Source organism: Streptomyces roseus, from assembly GCF_001044425.1.
Classification (GTDB): domain Bacteria; phylum Actinomycetota; class Actinomycetes; order Streptomycetales; family Streptomycetaceae; genus Streptomyces; species Streptomyces roseus.
Genome location: NZ_LFML01000006.1, coordinates 170,004 through 191,668, shown reverse-complemented (window position 1 = coordinate 191,668; position 21,665 = coordinate 170,004). Strand labels below are relative to the sequence as shown.

Sequence of the window (21,665 nt, the reverse complement as noted above, 5' to 3'; positions counted from 1 at the left end):
GGGCCGTCACCCACGTCTTGGGAACCGTCACGGCTTGAGCGTCAGGGTCTCCGTGGTCGCCTTGTCCACGGCCTCCTTGCCGAAGGGCCAGTCCAGCAGCTCGCCCTTGGCCCACATCGTCGTCTGGTCCGTGTAGTTGTCGTGGTACGCGTGGCCCGAGGCGCCGGTCAGGTTGATCCAGCGCGACTTGTCCAGGTCGTTGAGGTTCACGACCATGCGCATCGACGGGACCCACGTGACCCCGTACCCGCTGGAGGCGTTCCAGCCGGTCGCGTTCACGGTGGCCTCGCCGCCGCCCAGGTTCCACGGGCCGCGGTTGAGGAGCCACTGCATGAAGCCGGGGCCCCCGGTGCCGATGGTCTGGTTCTTCAGCGTCAGCTGGTGCAGGCGGCCCCAGCTCCAGGTGGACTGGTCCTTGCCCAGCTTGGCGGTCAGCTCCCAGCGGGCGTCCTTCATGGCCCGCGCGAACAGCTGGTCGCGGGTGGCGGTCGCCGGCTGGTTGCGGGCGGCCGGCGTCTGCCACCAGGCCGACTTCTCGTCCTTGACCAGGCGGCGGACCACCTCGAACCAGCGGTCGCCGCCGTCCGGCTGTGCCGAGTCGGCGTCGCGCGCACCGCACTCGCGGACCGTCTTGGCCAGGTCGTCGACCGGGCCGCTGCTCTCTTCCTGGACGTTCATGCAGCTGCCCTCGATCCGCAGCTCCTTCGGCATCTTGTCGCCGAAGGACAGCTTGAGGATGTTGCGCCACACCGCGTTGAAGTACGCGGCCGCCGCCGAGTCGGGCTCCTGGGTGTAGTTCCAGCCCTCCAGCAGCTTCTGCGCGGAGCGCACGTCCGGGTCCGAGACCTCGATCTTGGCCAGCATCGGGGTCAGCAGCGCGGCGATCTCGCTGCCGTTGTCCATCTGCATGGTGCGCATGTCGTCGGTGGAGATCTTGCCGTTGTCCTTGGTCTTCGCCTCGATGAGGTCGTTGATCCGCTGGCTGCGTGCGCCGTAGCCCCAGTCGGTGGTCAGGACGTACGGGTACTTGCCCGCCCCGGTCCCGCTCTCGACGACCGCCTGGTTCGCGGTGACGATGTAGCCGCGCGCCGGGTTGTAGTCGTAGGGCATCTCGTCCTGCGGGATGTAGCCCGCGTTGCCGTCCTTGCCGCCCTTCCAGGCGTACTTGGAGTCCCAGCCCGGGGCCGGCATGCGGCCGTCGCCGGCGCCGCGCACCGGGATGCGACCGGGGGCCTGGTAGCCGATGTTGCCGGAGGCGCCCTTGTTGTCGGCGTAGATCAGGTTCTGCGAGGGCACCTCGAAGTCGCGGGCGGCGGCGCGGAAGCTCGCGAAGTCCTTGGCCCGGTCCAGGCTGAAGACGGCGTCCATGGACTTGCCCGGATCGAGGGCGGTCCAGCGCAGGGCGACGGCGTAGCCGTTGCCGCGGTCGGGGGCCGAGCTGGAGACGGGGGCGCGGCTGCCGACCGTGCCGAGCTCGTCGCTGCGGTCGGAGATCAGCGGACCGTTGTTGGTGGTGCGGACGGTGATCTTCTTGCTCTTGCCGCCCGCGATCTTGATGACCTCTTCACGGGTCGTGAAGGGGACCACCTTGTTGTCGTAGACGTAGCCCTCGGGCTTGACCTGCTCCAGGTACAGGTCGGTGACGTCGGCGCCGAGGTTGGTCATGCCCCAGGCGATGTCGGCGTTGTGGCCGATGATCACGCCGGGCATGCCCGAGAAGGTGTAGCCGGCGACGTCGTACTTGCACTGGTTGGAGACCGTGCGGCAGTGCAGGCCCATCTGGTACCAGACCGAGGGCAGCTGCGGGGACAGGTGCGGGTCGTTGGCGAGCAGCGGCTTGCCCGTGGTCGTGTACTGGCCGGAGACGACCCAGGAGTTCGAGCCGATGCCGCTGCCGTTGGGGCCGAGGATCGCCGGGACCTTGTCCAGGGTCGCGGCGAGGGAGGTCAGCGACTTGCGCAGGCCCACGGTGGCGCCCTGGGCGGTGGTGTCGTCCGCGAGGCCGGTGGGGGCGGTGGGTGCCGTGGGGGCCGTGGGGGCGGCCGGGCCCTGCGCGCCGGTCGAGGCCTGCGAGCCGGTGGCGGTGCTGCCGCCGGAGCCCTTGCCGGAGCCGTTGGAGCCGGCGGCCGAGCCCTGGGGCGCGTACTTGCCGCCCTCGATCTTGCCGGCGTCGACGATCGGCTTGTTGCGGTCGAAGGGGTACGGCGGGTAGAGCTCGTCGATCTGCGCCTGCGTGAGCTTGTTGGCCATCAGCGCGCGGTCGATCTCGTCCTGCATGTTGCCGCGCAGGTCCCAGGCCATGGCCTTGAGCCAGGCCACCGAGTCCACCGGCGTCCACTGCTCGGGCTGGTAGTCGTCGCTGAGCTTGAGGGTGGCGTGCTCGACGGAGAGGTCCTTGCCGGACTTCCCCTTCAGATACGCGTTGACCCCGTCGGCGTAGGCCTGGAGGTACTTCTTCGTCTCGGGCGACAGCTTCGTGTCGTACTCGGCCTGCGCGACCTGGCGCCAGCCGAGCGTGCGCAGGAAGGCGTCCGTCTCGACCTGGCCGTCGCCGAACATCTCGGAGAGCCGGCCGGAGGTCATGTGGCGCCGGACGTCCATCTCCCAGAAGCGGTCCTGGGCGTGGACGAAGCCCTGCGCGCGGAAGAGGTCGTCGTCGTTGTCCGCGTAGAGCTGGGGAATGCCGTGGGAGTCGCGCTTGACCTCGACGGTCCCGGCCAGCCCGGGAACCTTGAGGCTGCCGGTGGCCTGGGGGAACGAGGCGCGGACGTTGTCCATGCTCCAGTACGTCCCGTACCCGAAGCCCGACAGGAGCGCCAGGACCAGCACGAGCACGATCAGACGGGCGCGTCGTCCCCTCTTCTTGACGGGAGGAGCGGTTTCGTTGGCGGGCATCGCTGTCCTTAGAGGGGCAGGGTGGTCCTGGGAGTGCTGGGAGCAACCATAGGCGCAGCACCGGGTCCGTTGATCCGCCAGGGGTCGAGGTGACGAGGACAGGGCCGAACAGGCGTTTCACAATGTGGGTATCGCGTAAAGAGCGCGTCAAATATTAGGTAAGGTAACGAAGTACCTGCCGATCTTGCCGGACTTGTCGCCTGGAGGAACGTTCCGCCGGGCGCTTGAGGAAAGGGCCGCCCGCTGACCGTCCACACGCTCAATGAGCTCCTGCTGGTCTGCTCGCTCGTGCTGCTCGTCGCCGTCGCGGCGGTACGCATCTCCTCACGCAGCGGCCTCCCCAGCCTGCTCATCTACCTCGGCATAGGCATAGCGATAGGCCAGGACGGCATAGGCAACGTCGTTTTCGACAATGCCGAGCTCACCCAGGTCATCGGCTATGCCGCGCTCGTCGTGATCCTCGCCGAGGGTGGTCTGGGCACCAAGTGGAAACAGATCAGACCGGCGCTGCCGGCGGCGATCATGCTGTCGCTCGTCGGCGTCGCCATCAGCGTCGGCGTCACGGCCGCGGGCGCGCACTACCTGGTCGGGCTGGACTGGCGGCAGTCCCTGCTGATCGGCGCGGTCGTCTCCTCGACCGACGCCGCGGCCGTCTTCTCCGTACTGCGCAAGGTCCCGCTGCCCTCCCGGATCACGGGTGTGCTGGAGGCGGAGTCGGGCTTCAACGACGCTCCCGTCGTCATCCTGGTCGTCGCCTTCGCGACGGTGGGCCCGGTGGACCAGTGGTACGTCCTGGTCGGCAAGATCGCCCTGGAGCTGCTGATCGGCGTCGCGATCGGGCTGTCGGTGGGCTTCCTGGGGGCGTACGGCCTGCGGCACGTGGCCCTGCCCGCCTCCGGCCTCTACCCGATCGCCGTCATGGCGATCGCGGTGTCGGCGTACGCGGCCGGCGCGATGGCGCACGGCTCCGGCTTCCTCGCCGTCTACCTGGCCGCGATGGTGCTCGGCAACGCGAAGCTGCCGCACTGGCCCGCGACGCGGGGGTTCGCGGACGGGCTCGGCTGGATCGCCCAGATCGGCATGTTCGTCCTGCTCGGGCTCCTGGTCACCCCGCACGAGCTGGTGAACGACTTCTGGCCCGCCGTGGTGATCGGGCTGGTGCTGACGATGGTGGCGCGCCCGCTGGAGGTCTTCCTCAGCCTGCTGCCCTTCCGGATCCCCTGGCAGGAGCAGGCCCTGATGTCGTGGGCGGGGCTGCGCGGCGCCGTACCCATCATCTTGGCCACCATCCCGATGGTGACCGGGATCGAGGGGAGCGAACGCGTCTTCAACATCGTCTTCGTGCTGGTCGTCGTCTACACCCTGGTCCAGGGGCCGACCCTGCCCTGGCTCGCCCGCAAGCTGGAGCTCGGGGCCGGCGACGAGGGAGCGGCAGACCTGGGGATCGAGTCGGCGCCGCTGGAGAAGCTGCGCGGACACCTGCTGTCCTTCGCCATTCCCGAGGCCTCGCGGATGCACGGCGTCGAGGTGAGCGAGCTGCGGCTGCCGCCGGGGGCGTCGGTGACGTTGGTGGTCCGGGACGCGAAGAGCTTCGTACCGTTGCCCTCGACCGTGCTGCGGCGCGGGGACGAGCTGCTGGTGGTGGCCACGGATCCGGTACGGGACGCGGCGGAGGCCCGGCTGCGGGCGGTGGCGCGGGGCGGCAAGCTGGCCGGCTGGCTGGGAACGGGCACGAACGGGCACTGAGACGGGGCGCGGGCCCCGGACCTGACGTCAACAGAGCGTTAGAGTGTCGTTCTAATTCTGTGTTTTCGGGGTTTGCGGGCGGTTTCACCCCGCTTTCATGGGCCCCGGAATGCGAACTTCCAGTTAATCGCAGGTGAAGACACCACATGTCGCCGGAATCACAGGACACACACCGGGTCTGCCTGTACGATAAAGGCACACCACATCGAACCAACTCTGCCTGACGCAGAGCTGGCGCGACCGCAAAGCGGCCGTGGCTCCCTCCCGCAGTGGGCGCCCAGGTATCACTCGGTTCTGCGCAAGAGGACAGCTCTCGGGGCTCCCACATGTACGGGTGCGGTCGCTCACGAGGCGGCACACCGTCCGCAGACGGGGACGCTCTACCAGGCAGCGGAAAGGCCAGGCCGTGACATCCGCGGTCACGACCGACACGTCCGCCCGCCCCGGCTACGGGCAGCTCCTTCGCACGCCCGGCGCCATCGGCTTCGTTCTCCCGGGATTCGCCGCCCGGCTCCCCTTCGGCATGCTGACCATCAGCATCCTGCTGCTGGTCCAGCACACCACTGGTTCCTATGGCAGCGCCGGCATCGTCGCCGCCGTCACCGGCGTCTCGATGGCGCTGTCCGCCCCGGTGATGGGCAAGCTCACCGACCGCCGCGGCCAGAGCGCCGTGCTGGTCCCCGTCGTCCTCATGCACTCCGCCGCCGTCTCCACCCTCGTGGTGCTCGCGCTGCTGGGCGCTCCCGTGTGGGCGCTGGCCCTGGCGGCCGTCCCCGCCGGCGCCTCCGTCCCGCAGGTCGGGCCGATGGTCCGGGCCCGCTGGGCCGCCCGGCTGGAGGGCTCCCCGCTGCTGCCGACGGCCGCCGCGTTCGAGTCCGTCACCGACGAGTTCACCTTCGTCGTCGGCCCGGTGCTGGCCACCGCCCTGTGCACCGGCGTCCACCCGGCCGCCGGCCTGATCACCGAGGCGGCGCTGACGCTGGCCGGCGGTCTGGTCTTCGCCGCGCAGCGCGCCACACAGCCGAAGCTCCACACCGTGGCGGCCGGGGGCGAGAAGCACGCCTCCGCGCTGTCCTTCCCGGGCCTGCGCGTCCTGATCGTGGCCTTCCTCGGCATCGGCGCCGTCTTCGGCGGCATGCAGGTCTCGCTCGCCGCCTTCTCCAACGAGATCGGCAACCCGGGCGCCAACGGTCTGCTGTACGGCGTCTTCGCGGCCGGCAACATGACCGCGGGCATCGCCTGCGGCGCCATCGCCTGGAAGATCGGCCCGCGCCGCCGGCTGCTGCTCGGCTACGCCGGCCTCACCGTGGCCGCCTCGGTCCTGTGGACCGCGCACTCCATGATCCTGCTGGGCGCGCTCGGCCTGGTCGTCGGCCTGTGCATCGCCCCGGCCCTGATCACCGGCTACACCATGATCGAGTCCCTGATCCCGGCGAACGCCCGCACCGAGGCCTTCACCTGGCTCACCGGCGCCGTCGCCTTCGGTCAGGCCACCGCCGTGACCGTGGCCGGGCGCCTGACGGACGCGCACGGGTCCTCGTACGGCTTCCTGGTGCCCATGGCGGGCACCGTGCTGGCGCTGGCGACCCTGCTCGCGCTGCGGTCGAGCCTGGCCCCGAAAGCGCCGAGCCGGATCATCAGCTCGTCGGCGGGAACGCCCGCCGCCGGCGCCCCGGAGGTCCCTGCCGCGCGGGTGAACGAGCGTGGTGTCGGTCACCGCGTGCCGGTGACGGTGGACTGATCGGCCGGAATACGTCACCATGGAACGTCGTTAGCACTCATCGAGTCAGAGTGCCAGGAGGAAATTCGTGCCGACCTACCAGTACCAGTGCACCGAGTGCGGCGAGGGCCTTGAGGCCGTGCAGAAGTTCACCGATGACGCACTGACCGAGTGCCCGAACTGCCAGGGACGCCTGAAGAAGGTGTTCTCCGCGGTCGGCATCGTCTTCAAGGGATCCGGTTTCTACCGGAACGACAGCCGCGGCGCCTCGTCGAGCAGCACGCCTGCCTCGTCGAAGCCGTCGACGCCTGCCGCCGCCCCGGCCGCTTCGTCGACGTCCTCGTCGTCCTCGTCGTCCTCCAGCGCGAGCAGCAGCTCGACGTCGGCCGCCTGATCGCCGCCTGATCCCGTCCGTTCTTCGCAAGGCCCCGCAGCCCCTTCCGGGCGGCGGGGCCTTGCGCATGCCCGGCTAGGGTGGCGGCATGGCTAACGCAGAGATCGGTGTCATCGGCGGCTCGGGCTTCTACTCCTTCCTGGAGGACGTCAGCGAGGTCCGGGTGGACACCCCGTACGGGCCCCCGAGCGACTCCCTCTTCCTCGGTGAGCTGGCCGGACGCCAGGTCGCGTTCCTCCCCCGCCACGGCCGCGGCCACAAGCTCCCGCCCAACAAGATCAACTACCGGGCCAACCTGTGGGCGCTGCGCTCGGTGGGCGTCCGCCAGGTGCTCGGCCCGTGCGCGGTCGGCGGCCTGCGCACCGAGTACGGCCCGGGCACGCTGCTCGTTCCCGACCAGCTGGTCGACCGTACGAAGTCCCGCGCCCAGACCTTCTTCGACGGCGAGCCGCTGCCCGACGGATCCGTCCCGAACGTCGTGCACACCACCTTCGCCGACCCGTACTGCCCGGTGGGCCGCTCGGTGGCGCTGGCGGCGGCGCGCGGCCGCGCGTGGGAGCCGGTGGACGGCGGCACGATGGTCGTCGTCGAGGGGCCCCGCTTCTCGACGCGCGCCGAGTCGAAGTGGCACGCGGCGATGGGCTGGTCGGTCGTCGGCATGACAGGCCACCCGGAGGCGGTCCTCGCCCGCGAGCTGGGTCTCTGCTACACGTCGATGGCGCTGGTCACGGACCTGGACGCGGGCGCGGAAACGGGTGAGGGCGTGTCCCACACGGAGGTCCTGAAGGTGTTCGGCGAGAACGTCGACCGCCTGCGCGAGGTGCTCTTCGACGCGGTCTCCGCCCTTCCCGCGACGGAGTCCCGCGCCTGCCTGTGCACCCACGCCCACGACGGCTGGGACCTCGGCATCGAGCTGCCGTAGCGGGTACGGGGAAACGAGGACGGGCGGTCGTCGGGCCGACGTCGGCGGGGCGGCCACTCGTGTGGGTGATGGCGTTGTCCACAGGCTGGGGATTGTCCACAGGGGTGAGCGGGATTCGGCGGGGCGGCGGATCGTGAGGGGTGTCCGGGCGCTGGGTCCGGGCGTCGGAAATCGATTCGCCGGTGGTGGCCGTCATGTCCAAGTCCTCGTGCTTCTCCTTCCCTTCCGCCCCTTACGACCCTTCCGCCCCTTCCGCCTCTTCCCCGTGTCCTCCCGCCCGGCCCGTGCCCGCCTTTCCCCCGCTTCGCGTCGGTCGGGGCGGGGACCGGCTGCGCCGGGCCGTGCGGCGCCGGCGGCGGGCCGCTTCGGCCGGCCTGGCCGTACTGGCGGCCGCGCTGGCGGTGGTGGGCGGGACGGAGGCGGCCCAGGCCTCGCGGGGCGCGGCTGCGCCGCCTGCGGTGAAACCGCCGCCGGCGGCGGTGCGGTGGGTGTCGGCGCCGGTGCGCATCGCGGACGCGGCGACGGTGCGGCTGTTGCGGCCCGGGGACCGGGTGGATGTGGTCGCGGCGGAGCGCGCGGGGCCGCCGAGGGTGGTGGCCGCCGGTGCGCGCGTGGCCGAGGTGCCCGCTCCGGAGAAGGGTGTCGGGGACGCCGGGGCGCTGGTCGTCCTGTCGGTCCCCCGGGAGACCGCGCGGGCTCTCGTGGGGGCGGGCGCGGTGGCACGGTTGGCGGTGACACTGTGCTGAATCGGACGTGCGTGCAGCCAAGTCACCGCAAGACGGGCACCGATTGGACACGCCGGGCCCGGACTGCCGTAGCTTTCGGAACCGTTGGCTCCATGTTCGGCGGATTCGAAGAGAGGCTCAGTCGTGAGCGAGAACAAGAAGGAAGGCGTCCTGGCAGGCTTCAAGGCCTTCCTGATGCGCGGCAACGTAGTCGACCTGGCGGTGGCGGTCGTCATCGGCGCCGCGTTCACGAACATCGTGAACTCGGTCGTGAAGGGGATCATCAGCCCGGTGGTCGGCGCCGTGGGGACGAAGAGCCTGGACGGCTACACGTCCTGCCTCAAGGCCCCCTGCGGCATCGACGCGAAGGGGGAGCCCACCGGTGTGAACATCCTCTGGGGTTCGGTGCTGAACGCCGCACTGACCTTCCTGATCACCGCCGCGGTCGTCTACTTCCTGATGGTGCTGCCGATGTCGAAGTACCTGGCCAGGATGGAGCAGCGCCGCAAGGCCAGGGAGGGCGTCCAGGAGACCATGGAGATCACCGAGCTGGTGGTCCTCAAGGAGATCCGGGACGAGCTCGTCGCCCAGCGCGGCCGGAACAGCCAGAACGGCCAGGTGGGCCAGGTGGGCCACGGCGGCCAGGCCGCCCCCGGTGGCCAGGGCGGGTACGGCGGTCAGGGCGGCCAGTACGGTCACCCCGGTCAGGGCTACTGACGGGTCAGACGTGGTGCGGCGGCTTCTCGTCGAGGAAGCGGGCCAGGTCGGCCGCGCTCCCGGCGGAGGCCGGCCGCTCGCCCCACCCGCGGTCGGGGTCGTCCGAGGACTGCTGGTCCAGCGGGTCGTCGAAGACGAGCCGGGGCTTGGGCCGCGGGCCGGGCTCGGGGCGGGGCTCGGGCTGCTGGGACTGCGGGTCGGAAGCGGGGGCGCTGCTCATGCCTCCAGAGTACGGCCGCCCCCGCCTGGGCCCGCGACCCCGCTCCCGCCCTGCCGGCGGCCCGGGGTCAGCTCGGGGCCTCGGCGCCCGGGCGGGCGTAGAACCACCAGCACACGGCCAGGCAGGTGGCGTAGAAGCCGATGAAGAGCCACAGCGCGCTCGTGACGGACATGGCGGCGAACATCGCGGGGATGAAGAAGAACCCGTAGGCGGCGATGGCGGAGGAGAAGCCGGTGACGGCGCCCGCCTCCATCTCCGACTGCTTCAGCGCCGCGGCCTGAGCCTCCGGCCCCTGGCCCTGGGCCTCCCGCATGTGCTGGTCCCGGAAGATCACCGGGATCTGCCGGAAGGTCGATCCGTTGCCCAGCCCGGAGAAGGCGAAGGCGGCGAGGAAGCCGATGAAGAAGGCCCAGAAGCTGCCCCGGTCGCCACCCGAGGGCAGCGCGAAGATCACCACGACCAGAGACGCGGCCATGCCCACGAACGACAGCATGGTGACCCTGGCGCCGCCGATCTTGTCGGAGAGCCAGCCGCCGGCCCAGCGCATGAGCGCGCCGATGAACGGGCCGATCCAGGCATAGGTGGTCGCCTGGTAGCCCTGCGCCTCGAAGTTGTTCTTGATCAGCAGGGGCAGGCCCGCGGCGAAGCCGATGAAGGACCCGAAGGTGCCCACGTAGAGCCAGGTCATCAACCAGTTGTGCTTGCGCTTGAAAATGATCTTCTGCTGGCTGAAGGGGGCCGCGGCCACCCGGAGGTCGTTCATCAGGAACCAGGCGAGCAGCGCCACGATCACCAGCAGCGGCACCCAGAGGAACGCGCCGTTCTGGAGCCAGATGTCGGTGTTCTTCTTCGCGTCGTGCTGCGGACCGCCCGCGGGGGCGCCCAGTACCGCCGCGGTGACCACCAGCGGGGCGACCAGCTGGACCACGCTCACGCCGAGGTTGCCCAGACCTCCGTTGAGGCCGTTGGCGCTGCCCTTCTCCCGCTTGGGGAAGAAGAAGCCGATGTTGGCCATCGAGGAGGCGAAGTTCGCGCCGCCGATCCCGCAGACGGCCGCGATCAGCGCCAGCTCCCAGTACGGGGTGCCGGTGTCCTGGAGCGCGAAGCCCAGCCACAGCATCGGCCCGATCAGGATGATCGTGCTGAACGCGGTGAACTTCCGCTCGCCGAAGATCGGCCCGATGAAGGTGTACAGGATCCGGAAGGTGCCACCGGTGATGCCGGGGATGGCCGTCAGCCAGAACAGCTGGGATTTCGAGAAGCCGAAGCCGACGTCGTTCAGCTTGACCACGGTGACCGACCAGACCTGCCAGACCACGAAGCCGAGCATCAGCGCCGGGATCGAGACCCAGAGGTTGCGCTGGGCGACGGTACGGCCCGTGGACTGCCAGAACCCCTCGTCCTCGGGCCGCCAGTCGCCGATGGTGGCGCCCGGCTTGTAGGTCTCGCGGCGGTGCGAGCGCACCGGGGAGGGGGTGGGCGTGGGGGTTGGTATGGACATGGTCATCGGTCCTTCGGGTCGAGGAGCCACAGTCCCAGCACGACGAGGAAGGACAGGATCAGGAATCCCGCAGCCCACCAGGCCGTGCCGGTGTTGCCTTCCATCCACTCGTTGACGGTCACCGTCAGCGCCCAGAGCTGGCCGATCACGACCGTGAGGGCCAGGGCCAGGCGGGCGTTGAGCTTCGCGGAGCGCTCCGGCTCCTGTTCGGAGCCGGCGCCCGGACCGGGGCCCGTGTGCCGGATCCGCGGGTCTCCGTAGCCGCTGGTGGGGCGGATCTGCGGATACCGCTCGCGCACCGGCCGGTTCAGGCGGGGCTGGGCGCTGCCCGGCTGGTAGTCCGGGCGCGGAGGCAGGGCGCCGTCGCTCATGTGCGCCTGCTCTCGGTGGCCCGGTCCGCGCCGGGGCAGCCGAGCCGGCGGGCCATGTCGGGCCGGTCCTCGCCGAACTGCCGGCACAGGGCTTCCCGCGCCGACTCTCCCGACCGGGCGGTGGCGACGGCCCAGACGCTGCCGTCGGTCTCCTCGGTCAGGAAGATCCTGGGGAGCGGGCGCGGCGGCGGGCCCGCGGTCCCCCCGCCGGTGCGGGCGTCGAAGACGCCCTCGTGGCAGGGGCAGTACAGCTCCCCGTCGGCGCCCCGGTCCTCGCGCCACAGCACGGCGCAGGCCAGGTGGGTGCAGACGGCGGAGTAGCCGACGAGGGCGCCGTCCGACAGCCGTACGGCCAGGGCCCGGTCCTCGTCTCCGGGGAAGCGGAAGGCGACGGACTCTCCCGGCGCCAGCCGGTCGGCGACCTTCTTGGTCCGGGGCAGGCTCTCGCTGTCGCCGTGCCGGTGCAGGATGCCGGAGGCGACGCCCACGCCGCCGATGGCGAGGCCGCCCGAGACGGTGGCCACGATCCGCAGGTAGTCGCGGCGGGTGGTGAGGGAGTCGGCGCTGATCCGGTCGCGCAGCCGCTCGGCGGCGTCCTCTCCCGCGAGTTCCGGTCCCGTGGCGGGCGGGGGCGGTTCGGTCAGGCTCATCGGACATCCACTCCGTTGATCTCGACGACGGGCAGGCCGCCGGGGACGGGCCACTGGACCTTGTCGGCGGGGACGACCATCGCGACGCCCGTGCTGACCATCACGTCGCCGAAGGCGAAGGAGTCGGCGACCTGGACACCGGGGCGTTCGGCCTGGAGCTCTTCGAGGGTTCCGTAGAAGAGGGCACCGGTCGGGCAGACGGTGGCGCACATCGGGGCCAGGCCGTAGGCCGTGCGGTCGTAGCAGAGGTTGCACTTCATCTGCAGCTTCGCCTGGAGGTCGATCTTCGGGACGCCGAAGGGGCAGGCGTTGACGCAGTTGGCGCAGCCGATGCAGCGGGTGGTGTCGGCCTGCTGGACCACACCGTCGGCGGTCACCAGGATCGCGTCGGCGGGGCAGACCTCGGCGCAGGGGGCGACCGGGTCCTCGCAGTGCATGCACACGGTCGGAAGGGAGGCGACGGACATGCCGGGGTCGGTGTAGTCCAGGTGGATCATCGATTTGCCGCGGTGGGAGTCGCATTCGCGACAGGCGGAGACACAGGCCTGGCAGCCGATGCAGCGACCCGGGTCGATGAAGATCGTGCGGCCCATCATGGCGGGGTCAGCTCCTCTCCGCCGTGCCACGGCCCTGCGGGGACGTGGGGGGCAGGCGGTCGGTGCGGGAGGCCTGGACCTCCGGGTAGGCCTCGTGGCCCGAGGCCATGGGCGGTGCGGGCACCTCGTCGACGTGCTCGGCGGCCTCGATCCGGGCGGCGCAGACCTTGTACTCGGGGATCTTCGAGCGGGGGTCGAGGGCGTCGATGGTCAGGGCGTTCGCGGCCGTCGGGACGGGCCAGTGGTACGGGATGAAGACGGTGTCCGGGCGGATGGCCTCGGTGACCAGGGCCGGGAAGACCTCGCTGCCGCGGCGGGTGACCACCCGGACCGGGTCGCCGTTCCCGAAGCCGTGCGAGGGGTGGACCTCCACCCAGGGGCGGGGAGTCTGCTCGACGAGGGCGCCCAGGCGGCGGGTCTGGTTGCCGGAGAGGAAGTGCGCGACGGTTCGGCCGGTGGTGAGGGAGAGGGGGAACTCCTCGGTGTAGGGGTCCATGGGCGGATGCCATTCCACGACCTGGAGGTGGATCTTTCCGTCGGGGTGGTAGGTACGGCCGTCCTCGAACAGCCGGGGTGTGCCCGGGTGCTCGGTGGAGGGGCAGGGCCAGGCGATCCCGCCCGTCTCCTCCAGCCGGTCGTAGGTGATGCCGTAGTAGTCGTTGACCGTGCCGGCGGAGGCGATCCGCAGTTCCTCGAACACCTCGCGGGAGCCGGGGAAGTCGAAGTGCGCTCCGGCTCCGAGCCTCCGGGCGAGCTCGCAGATGACCCAGGTGTCGGTGCGCACCCCGGCCGGGGGCTCCTGGGCCTTGTTGTGCTTGACCACGCGGGCCTCGGCGTTGGCCATCACGCCCTCGTCCTCGGCCCAGGTGGTGACGGGGAAGACGACGTGGGCGTTGGCCGCGGTCTCGGAGAGGAAGAAGTCGAACTGGGCGTGGAACTCGGCGGTGTCGTAGCCGTCCTTGACCACCGCGTAGTGGGGAAGGGAGACGAAGGGGTTGTTGCAGATGCCGATGAGGCCGCGGATCTCCCGGCGCTGCATCTGCCAGACCATCTCCATCATGGAGGTGCCGGCGCCGGGGAGTTCGGATTCCTCGATGCCCCAGATCCGGCAGATCTGCGCCCGGTGCTCCGGGTTGGTGATGGAACGGCCGCCGGGGAGGAGGTCGGACTTCTGGCCGTGTTCGCGTCCGCCCTGGCCGTTGCCCTGGCCGGTGATGGTCCCGTAACCGGCGCCGGGCTTGCCGATGTTGCCGGTGGCGACGCACAGGTTGATGACGGAGAGGCAGTTCTCGACGCCCTGGGAGTGGTGCTCGATGCCGCGGGCGTGCCAGGCCATGGCCTTGCCCGCACCGGCGAAAACGCGTGCGACCTGGACGATCTGCTCCGCGGGCACCCCGCAGATCTCGGCGGAGCGGGTGGGCGGGTACTGCGCGACGGTCGCCTTGACCTCGTCCCAGCCGGTGGTGTGGGCGGCGAGGTAGGCCTCGTCGGTCAGGCCCTCGGCGACGATCACGTGCAGGACGGCGTTGAAGAAGGCGGAGTCGGTGCCGGGCCGCAGCGCGACGTGGATGTCGGCGGTGCGGGCGATGGCCGTCTCGCGCGGGTCCACCACGATCAGCGTGGCGCCCCGGTCCCGCGCCCCCCACAGGTACTGGGTCATCACGGGGAAGCACTCCCCCACGTTGGACCCGGCGATGAGCAGGCAGTCCGTGAGGAGGATGTCGGAGAAGGGGTTGCCGGCCCGGTCGATGCCGAAGGCGAGCTTGTTGGCGCCCGCGGCGCTGACCATGCACAGGCGGCCGTTGTAGTCGACGTGCTTGGTCTTCAGGGCGACCCGGGCGAACTTGCCGACCAGGTAGGTCTTCTCGGAGAACAGGCTGGCGCCGCCGAGCAGCCCGAACGCGTCGTTCCCGTACGCCTCCTGGATGCGGCGGATCTCGGAGACGGTGAAGTCCAGGGCCTCGTCCCAGGAGCACTCGCGGAACTCCTCGTCCCGGGAGCGGCGCATCAGCGGGGCGGTGAGCCGGTCGGGGTGGTTGACCTGCTGGTAGGCGTTGATGCCCTTGGGGCACAACCGCATCCGGTTGATGTCGTGGTTGCGGGGCTCCACGCCGAACACCTTGCCGCCGCGGTCCACGCGCAGGTACATCCCGCACTGCACACCGCAGAAGCAGCAGTGGGTGGGGACGAGGGTCTCGCCGTTCTGGTCGGCGTGCCACTGGTCGGCCGGGATCGCGCCCGCGTCGCGGAAGTTGCGCGTGCCGGGCGGGGCGATCGACGGGTCGAGGGGCAGGGGGGCCGGCTTGGGAGGGTCCGTCGCGGTCACTTGAAGCCCTTCTTGACGTGCGCGAGGTAGGCGTTGCCGCGCAGGACCCGCTTGCAGCGCGGGCAGTATTCGACGAAGGCGTTGAAGTCGAGCTTCAGGTCCCGCATCGTGGCGCGCAGGTTCTCCACGTACGGGGCGGTGTCCACGGGCTCTCCGCAGCGCTTGCAGGCGAAGACCTGCTCGTCCTGGCGGGCCGTGTACTTGAACAGCTGCATGCCGACGGCGGCGGGCCGCTGCACGATGTGGAAGAACTTCCCGAACGGGATGTAGATGAGGGTGAACACCACCGACACCATGTGCAGCAGGGCCAGGAACTCGTAGCCGCCGCCGTGCAGGAAGATCGACGAGAAGGTCAGCAGCAGCCCGGTCACCGAGATCACGATCAGGCAGATCAGCGGCAGCAGGTCGTAGGCGAAGCGCTGTCCGGTGATGGCACCGCGGTCCTTCATGCGCCGCCACAGGAAGTACGAGGCCCCGGGGATGACCAGCACGGCGGCGAGGTCCAGGCCGTGGAACATCAGCCAGCCGACGACGTTCAGCGCGTTGACGCCGAGGATCTTGAAACCCCAGATCCGCATCTCGTAGCCGGGTCCCGAGCCGGTGGAGGAGGTGAAGGTGAACCAGCCCCAGGTGAGCGGGAAGGTGATGGCCGCGGCCAGCAGGCAGCCCCAGAAGATCAGCTGATGGGCGGCCCAGCGCGAGCGCGAGCGGGCGCCCAGGAACTTCTGGAAGCCGAGGTAGGTGGCGATCATCCGGGGCACGGCGGTGGGTGCCTTGCGGAAGTTGGCGGCGGAGAAGAAGCTGCCGAAGCCCTTCTTGAACAGGCGCCGGGCGCCGGGCGCGGAGACCCAGACCGTGTACCGGTAGGCCACGCCGAAGGCGAGGAAGACGGTGGCGACGGCGTACGGCAGCAGCGCGGAGTCGAAGTCGCGCAGGAGCCGGCTGCCGAGCACGATCGCGGCGATCAGCAGCAGCGAGACGACCGTGCCGGCCAGCGTCGCCCGTGCGGTGACGGACGGTCCGGCCGGCGGGAGGCTCCCCGTCAGCGGCGGCGCGGACGGGCGCGGAGGCGCGGAGGAGGGCGCGGACGGCGACGGCGGCGGCTCCGCGGCGAGGGCTTCTGAGGGCTCGGACACAGCACCACGCTAGGCGTTCTGTACCGATCAGGCCCGTTATGACCTAGGCGCGGGTCGGCCGGACGAGTGATCCCGCCACGGACCCGCACAGCTCACGCGCCTCAGACGGCGATCAGCCCCCGGGCCTCGAAGACCGCCCTGGCCCGTGCGAGCTGCTCCGCCGTGGGCGACGGGGTGTCGTGCAGTGCGAACTCCTTGCCGAGCACCTCCCACTTCCCCTCCCCCAGCTTGTGGAAGGGCAGTACGTCGACCCGCGCGACGTTGCCGAGACCGGCGGCGAAGGCGGCGACGCCCTCGACGTTCTCCCGGGCATCGGTCAGCCCCGGCACCAGCACGAAGCGCAGGTGCACCTCCTTGCCGAGGTCGGCGAGGCGGCGGGCGAAGTCGAGCGTCGGCTGGAGGGGCCGCCCGGTCACCTTCCGGTACGTCTCCCGGTCCCAGGACTTGATGTCCAGGAGGACGAGGTCCACATCGCGCAGCAGCGCGTCGGTGGCCCGCGCGCCGAGGAAGCCGGAGGTGTCCAGGGCGGTGTGCAGGGCGAGCTCGTGCTTCAGCCGGTGCAGCAGTTCGCCCGCGAAGACGGGCTGGAGCAGCGGTTCGCCGCCGGAGACGGTGGCGCCGCCGCCCGAGGCCGCGATGAACCGCGTGTACTTGCGGGCCTCGGCGATGACCTCGTCCGCCGAGGTGCGCTTGCCGGCCCGCATCCGCCAGGTGTCGGGGTTGTGGCAGTACAGGCAGGTCAGGGGGCAGCCGGAGAGGAAGGTGACGAAGCGGGTGCCGGGTCCGTCGACGCCGGTGGACAGGTCCCAGGAGTGCACCGAGCCCTCGCTGGGCCGGTGGGTCGCCGCAGCGGCCGGGGTCGTGGGGAGGGGAAGCAGGACGGTCATGGCGGGGGCACCCCTTGAGCTGTGGTCCGTCGTTTCTCGATCGCGGTGGGAGATCCTTGGCGGGCGGTCCGGAGCCGGGTGAGGGCCGGCCCCGGACCGCACGTCCGCGGGGTTACAGCGAGCCGTGGAAGGTGCGGTTCAGCACGTCGAGCTGCTGGTCCCGCGTGAGGCGGACGAAGTTCACCGCGTAGCCGCTGACCCGGATGGTCAGCTGCGGGTGGTTCTCCGGGTGTTCCATGGCGTCCCGCAGCACCTCGCGGTCGAGGACGTTGACGTTCATGTGGAAGCCGTCGCTCGCCATGTAGCCGTCGAGGACGCCCGCCAGGTTCTTGATCCGCTCCTCGGGGGTGCGGCCCAGGCCGTCGGGGGTGACGGTGTTGGTCAGCGAGATGCCGTCCTCGGCCTCCTCGTACGGCAGCTTCGCGACCGACAGCGCCGAGGTGACGTAGCCGTGCGTGTCGCGGCCGTTCATCGGGTTGGCGCCCGGGGAGAACGGCTCGCCCGCGCGGCGGCCGTCCGGGGTGTTGCCGGTCTTCTTGCCGTAGACGACGTTCGAGGTGATCGTCAGCACCGACTGGGTGTGCTCGGCGCCGCGGTACGTCGGGTGGCGGCGCACCTTGCGCATGAACTCCTCGACCAGCCGGACGGCGATGGAGTCGACCCGGTCGTCGTTGTTGCCGTAGGCCGGGTATTCGCCCTCGACCGTGTAGTCGGTGACCAGGCCCGTCCCGTCGCGGTGTGCGGTGACCCTGGCGTACTTGATGGCGGCCAGCGAGTCGGCGGCGACCGACAGGCCGGCGATGCCGCAGGCCATCGTGCGGCGCACGTCGCGGTCGTGGAGCGCCATCTCGATGCGCTCGTACGCGTACTTGTCGTGCATGTAGTGGATGACGTTCAGCGCGTGGACGTAGGTGTCGGCGAGCCACTCCAGCTGCGTGTCGAACTTGGCCATGACCTCGTCGTAGTCGAGGACCTCCGAGGTGATGGCGCCGCTCGCCGGGCCGACCTGGGCGCCGGACTTCTCGTCCCGGCCGCCGTTGATCGCGTAGAGCAGGGTCTTGGCGAGGTTCACGCGGGCGCCGAAGTACTGCATCTGCTTGCCGACCGGCATCGCGGACACGCAGCAGGCGATCGCGGTGTCGTCGCCGAAGCGCGGGCGCATCAGCTCGTCGGACTCGTACTGCACCGAGGAGGTGTCGATGGAGACGCGGGCGCAGAACTCCTTGAAGCCCTGCGGCAGCCGCGGTGACCAGAAGACGGTCATGTTCGGCTCGGGGGCCGGGCCCAGGTTGTAGAGGGTCTGGAGGTAGCGGAAGGAGGTACGGGTGACCAGCGGGCGGCCGTCCTCGCCCATGCCGGCGATGGATTCGGTCACCCAGGTCGGGTCGCCGGAGAACAGCTCGTCGTACTCGGGCGTGCGCAGGAAGCGCACGATCCGCAGCTTGATGATGAAGTCGTCGACGAGCTCCTGGGCCCGCTCCTCCGTCAGGAGGCCGGCCTCGATGTCGCGCTGGAGGTAGACGTCGACGAACGTGGAGGTCCGGCCGAGCGACATGGCCGCGCCGTTCTGCTCCTTCACGGCGGCCAGGTACGCGAAGTACAGCCACTGGATGGCTTCGCGGCCGGTGCGGGCGGGGCCCGAGATGTCGTGGCCGTAGGAGGCGGCCATCGCCTTGAGCTCGGCGAGCGCGCGGATCTGCTCGGCGAGCTCCTCGCGCAGGCGGATCGTCTCCTCCAGCGGGCGGGGGCTCGCGGAGAGGGAGTTCAGCTCCTCCTTCTCCTCCTTCTTGACCGCGATGAGGCGGTCGACGCCGTACAGGGCCACGCGGCGGTAGTCGCCGATGATGCGGCCGCGGCCGTACGCGTCCGGCAGCCCGGTGACCACGCCGGCCTTGCGGGCGGCGCGGATCTCGGGGGTGTAGGCGTCGAAGACACCGGCGTTGTGCGTCTTGCGGTACTGCGTGAAGACCTTCTCCAGCTCCTCGGAGACCGGGTAGCCGTAGGTCTCCAGGGCGCCGGCGACCATGCGCCAGCCTCCGTTGGGCATGATGGCCCGCTTGAGCGGGGCGTCGGTCTGGAGGCCGACGATCAGGTCCTTGTCGCGGTCGATGTAGCCGGGCGCGTGCGCGGTGATGGTCGAGGGGATGTCGTACGCGACGTCGAGGACGCCCTTGGCGCGCTCCTCGGGGAACGTGTCGGTGACGGCCTTCCACACGGCGGTGGTACGGGGGGTGGGCCCGGCCAGGAACTCGTCGCCGCCCTCGTACGGCGTGTAGTTCTGCTGGATGAAGTCGCGGACGTCGATGGCGTCGCGCCACAAACCGCCCTTGAAGCCTTCCCAGGCCTCGCCGTTCTTCGTGGTCTGCGCAGCAGGGGCAGTCATGGCCGGCACCTTCTTCCGTCGCGTCATCGCTTGACTCCATTGCACGCCTTTTGATCGATCATTTGGGGCCGCGTTGGTCCCGATCCGACGTCCGAAGGTCCCGCATCTCCACCGACCACCCGCGCCGATACCGCATTCGACCTGCGGTTTCAGTCAGGCCGAACGACCCTGACCTTCCTTGTGAAGATCTTCACAAGGGACCTCTCAGCCCTGCCGCCGGGTACGCACGAGCCGGAAGGCGGCGTAGAGGAGCCCTGCGGACAGGGCCAGGATCAGGGAGGTTTCGAGGAGCTGCGTCGGCCAGTAGTGCGAGGCCGGATGGAATTCGACGTACCGGCCGGTGACGTCCATGTCGGCGGGGCAGTCGTACAGGCGCCCGGTCCGCTCGACGCAGGCGTCCGCCGGCAGGCGCCCGCCCGCGGCGGTGACGAGTCCGAAGTCCATCAGCAGGGCCGAACCCGGCAGGCCCTCGGCGCTGCGCCCGCTGGGCAGGGACGTGATCACCGTCTGCACCGGGAGGAGCGACCACCGCAGGGCGCCGAGGGCCAGCATCACCAGACCGACGAGGAGGCCGGTGACGGCCATGGCGGCGAGGGTGCGCCGCACCAGTTGGCCCACGAGGACCCCGAGCAGGCAGTAGGCGACGAGCACCGGACCCCCCGCCTGGTAGGGCCCGCGGTCTGCCCAGTGGAGCTGGTAGGTGCCGAACACGCGGCCCCAGCCCAGGCGGTAGACGCCGACCAGTGCGGCCGAGCCGAGCACCGAGACCCCCGCCGCCACCGCCACCTTCGCGCCGAGCCACGCCCTCGCCGTCGTCGACTGGGAGAGGGCGAGCCGCCAGGTGCCGCTCTCCAGCTCGCGCGCGGTCATCGGACCGGCCACGAAGGCCCCCACCAGCGACGGCAGGAACACCAGCACCCCGCCCGCCGACTGCAGGAAGAGCCGCAGCAGGTCGTACCCGCGGTCCGGGAGCGGGACGGGCGACGGGCCGGAGTACGGGTCCCCCGCGCCCACGCGTAAGGCGACCGTCACGGCGAGGGCCGCGGCCACGAAGGCCGGTACCGCCCACAGCACGCGCCGGTGCTGGCGGACGGTGACCCAGTACGGGCCCTTCGGCGTCAGCGCGCTCATGCCGGCACCTCCGTACCCGCGAGCAGGTCGTCGACGGCGAACGGCGGGGCGTCGGGCGAGCGCAGATGGGCGAGCAGGAGTTCCTCCAGCGAGGGGTGGACCGTCTCCCAGGTCCGGCCGTCGACGGGCCCCCTCGGCCGCACGAGCGCCGTGATCCGGCGGCCCGTGGTGCGGGTCTCCACGACGGTGTGCGCGGCGAGTTCGGCGCGGGCGGCAACGGGACCGGTGAGCAGCCGGTGGGCGGCCTGGACCTGGTCCATGGGGCCGCTGAGGCGGATGCGGCCGCCGTCGACGAGGAGGAGGTGGTCGCAGACGCCCTCCAGCTCGGTGAGGATGTGCGAGGACATCACCACGGTGGTGCCGTGCTCGGCGGCGTCGGCCATCAGGGCGCCCATCAGCCGGTGCCGGGCGAGCGGGTCCAGGTCGGCCATCGGCTCGTCCAGGAGCAGCAGGGCGGGGCGCTTGCCGAGGGCCAGCGCCAGGGCGACGCGGGTGCGCTGACCGCCGGAGAGGGCGCGGACCCTGGTGCGCGGGTCGAGCTCCAGCCCCTCCACGATCCGCTCGGCCGCCCCCGCGTCCCACCGGCCGGGGTTGAGCTCACGGCCCATGCGTAGGGTCTCGGCGATGGTCAACTGCGGGTAGAGGGGCTTGTCCTGGCCCACGTAGGCCAGTGCCTCGGGCGGCGCCGTCCGCACCGTGCCCTCCGTGGGGAGTGCGAGCCGGGCCACGAGGGTCAGCAGCGTGGACTTCCCCGCCCCGTTGGGGCCGACGAGTGCGCACACCCGTCCTTCGCGCAACCGGAAGGAGCAGTCGCGCAGCGCCCACCCTCCCCGGCGTCCGTGGCGCAGGCCGAGGCCCTCCGCCTCGATCACGGTTTCCGTCATGAGTCGCCGTCCTCCTTGAATTGTCGTTCGAGTACGGATGCGAAGAGCGCCGCGACGTCGTCCCGTTCCATCCCGGCCGCCCGGGCCCGTCGCGCCCAGTCCGCGAGTTCCTCGACCAGCGGGGAGTCGGCCGGGGCGCTGCCCAGGGATCTCCGGATGAAGGTGCCCAGTCCCCGCTTCGCCTCGACGAGCCCCTCGCGTTCCAGCTCGCGGTACGCCTTGAGCACGGTGTTCGGGTTGATGGCGGTGGCCTCCACGACCTCGCGCGCGGTCGGCAGTTTGTCGCCGGGCACCAGCAGGCCCAGGCGCAGCGCCTGACGGGTCTGCTGGACGATCTGGAGGTATGTGGCGACGCCGCTGCGCCGGTCGATGCGGTACTCCAGCACGCCGAAACCACCCTTTCACTAGCCAAGTCGTGAAAGGGTGGTGCAGGGCCGCGTTCCTGTCAACCCGCCCCCTGG

The 21,665-nt window shown here is 70.8% G+C and carries 19 protein-coding genes; 6 read left to right on the top strand and 13 right to left on the bottom strand.

The annotated features are described in order from the left end of the window. Nucleotides 1-27 precede the first annotated feature (27 nt). Nucleotides 28-2,895 (bottom strand): penicillin acylase family protein, encoded by a 2,868-nt coding sequence (locus ACS04_RS01570; RefSeq protein ID WP_048474597.1) that lies wholly within the window; start codon nt 2,893-2,895, stop codon nt 28-30. 288 nt (nt 2,896-3,183) lie between these two features. Between ACS04_RS01570 and ACS04_RS01565 the strand changes: the two genes are divergently transcribed. The 6 genes from ACS04_RS01565 to ACS04_RS01540 all read left to right on the top strand — a co-directional run bounded on the left by ACS04_RS01565 (nt 3,184) and on the right by ACS04_RS01540 (nt 9,119). Continuing rightward, nucleotides 3,184-4,641 (top strand): potassium/proton antiporter, encoded by a 1,458-nt coding sequence (locus ACS04_RS01565; RefSeq protein WP_398022449.1) that lies wholly within the window; start codon nt 3,184-3,186, stop codon nt 4,639-4,641. A 406-nt stretch (nt 4,642-5,047) separates the two neighbouring features. After that, the gene (locus ACS04_RS01560) at nt 5,048-6,382 is read left to right on the top strand and encodes an MFS transporter (protein ID WP_048474595.1); all 1,335 of its coding nucleotides are present in this window, start codon (nt 5,048-5,050) and stop codon (nt 6,380-6,382) included. A gap of 67 nt (nt 6,383-6,449) precedes the next feature. Then, nucleotides 6,450-6,755 (top strand): FmdB family zinc ribbon protein, encoded by a 306-nt coding sequence (locus ACS04_RS01555; protein ID WP_048474594.1) that lies wholly within the window; start codon nt 6,450-6,452, stop codon nt 6,753-6,755. An 88-nt stretch (nt 6,756-6,843) separates the two neighbouring features. Continuing rightward, nucleotides 6,844-7,677, top strand: coding sequence for an S-methyl-5'-thioadenosine phosphorylase (locus ACS04_RS01550; RefSeq protein WP_048474593.1), 834 nt, complete (start codon nt 6,844-6,846; stop codon nt 7,675-7,677). Nucleotides 7,678-7,871: 194 nt separating this feature from the next. Beyond that, complete coding sequence (locus ACS04_RS01545; protein ID WP_078864346.1) at nt 7,872-8,423, top strand: hypothetical protein; 552 nt, start codon at nt 7,872-7,874, stop codon at nt 8,421-8,423. A 174-nt stretch (nt 8,424-8,597) separates the two neighbouring features. Continuing rightward, on the top strand, nt 8,598-9,119 hold the full coding sequence (locus ACS04_RS01540; RefSeq protein WP_048474653.1) for a large conductance mechanosensitive channel protein MscL: 522 nt from the start codon (nt 8,598-8,600) through the stop codon (nt 9,117-9,119). A 4-nt stretch (nt 9,120-9,123) separates the two neighbouring features. On the opposite strand, the gene ACS04_RS01535 is transcribed toward ACS04_RS01540, so the two are convergent. From ACS04_RS01535 to ACS04_RS01480, 12 genes are all read right to left on the bottom strand, one after another. Next, the gene (locus tag ACS04_RS01535; protein WP_048474592.1) at nt 9,124-9,339 is read right to left on the bottom strand and encodes a hypothetical protein; all 216 of its coding nucleotides are present in this window, start codon (nt 9,337-9,339) and stop codon (nt 9,124-9,126) included. 67 nt (nt 9,340-9,406) lie between these two features. Beyond that, nucleotides 9,407-10,840 (bottom strand): NarK family nitrate/nitrite MFS transporter, encoded by a 1,434-nt coding sequence (locus ACS04_RS01530; RefSeq protein ID WP_245236239.1) that lies wholly within the window; start codon nt 10,838-10,840, stop codon nt 9,407-9,409. A gap of 2 nt (nt 10,841-10,842) precedes the next feature. Further along, complete coding sequence (locus tag ACS04_RS01525) at nt 10,843-11,211, bottom strand: DUF6755 family protein (protein WP_048474591.1); 369 nt, start codon at nt 11,209-11,211, stop codon at nt 10,843-10,845. Further along, nucleotides 11,208-11,861 carry a QcrA and Rieske domain-containing protein gene (locus tag ACS04_RS01520; protein ID WP_048474590.1) on the bottom strand — a complete coding sequence of 218 codons (654 nt, stop codon included), beginning with the start codon at nt 11,859-11,861 and terminating at the stop codon, nt 11,208-11,210. The genes ACS04_RS01525 and ACS04_RS01520 overlap by 4 nt, the downstream gene beginning before the upstream one ends. Next, the gene (locus tag ACS04_RS01515; protein ID WP_048474589.1) at nt 11,858-12,457 is read right to left on the bottom strand and encodes a 4Fe-4S dicluster domain-containing protein; all 600 of its coding nucleotides are present in this window, start codon (nt 12,455-12,457) and stop codon (nt 11,858-11,860) included. Before ACS04_RS01515 ends, ACS04_RS01520 begins: the two co-directional genes overlap by 4 nt. Before the next feature lie 7 nt (nt 12,458-12,464). After that, on the bottom strand, nt 12,465-14,783 hold the full coding sequence (locus ACS04_RS01510; protein WP_048474588.1) for a molybdopterin oxidoreductase family protein: 2,319 nt from the start codon (nt 14,781-14,783) through the stop codon (nt 12,465-12,467). Continuing rightward, complete coding sequence (locus ACS04_RS01505) at nt 14,780-15,919, bottom strand: hypothetical protein (protein WP_048474587.1); 1,140 nt, start codon at nt 15,917-15,919, stop codon at nt 14,780-14,782. Before ACS04_RS01505 ends, ACS04_RS01510 begins: the two co-directional genes overlap by 4 nt. Before the next feature lie 101 nt (nt 15,920-16,020). Then, complete coding sequence (pflA, locus tag ACS04_RS01500; RefSeq protein WP_048474586.1) at nt 16,021-16,806, bottom strand: pyruvate formate-lyase-activating protein; 786 nt, start codon at nt 16,804-16,806, stop codon at nt 16,021-16,023. Between the two features lie 112 nt (nt 16,807-16,918). Beyond that, a complete protein-coding gene (pflB, locus tag ACS04_RS01495; protein ID WP_048474651.1) occupies nt 16,919-19,189 on the bottom strand; it encodes a formate C-acetyltransferase in 2,271 nt (756 codons plus the stop codon). Nucleotides 19,190-19,393: 204 nt separating this feature from the next. Further along, a complete protein-coding gene (locus tag ACS04_RS01490) occupies nt 19,394-20,320 on the bottom strand; it encodes an ABC transporter permease (RefSeq protein ID WP_048474585.1) in 927 nt (308 codons plus the stop codon). Beyond that, the gene (locus ACS04_RS01485; RefSeq protein ID WP_048474584.1) at nt 20,317-21,204 is read right to left on the bottom strand and encodes an ABC transporter ATP-binding protein; all 888 of its coding nucleotides are present in this window, start codon (nt 21,202-21,204) and stop codon (nt 20,317-20,319) included. The genes ACS04_RS01490 and ACS04_RS01485 overlap by 4 nt, the downstream gene beginning before the upstream one ends. Further along, nucleotides 21,201-21,590, bottom strand: coding sequence for a GntR family transcriptional regulator (locus tag ACS04_RS01480; RefSeq protein WP_048474583.1), 390 nt, complete (start codon nt 21,588-21,590; stop codon nt 21,201-21,203). Before ACS04_RS01480 ends, ACS04_RS01485 begins: the two co-directional genes overlap by 4 nt. Nucleotides 21,591-21,665: the final 75 nt, after the last annotated feature.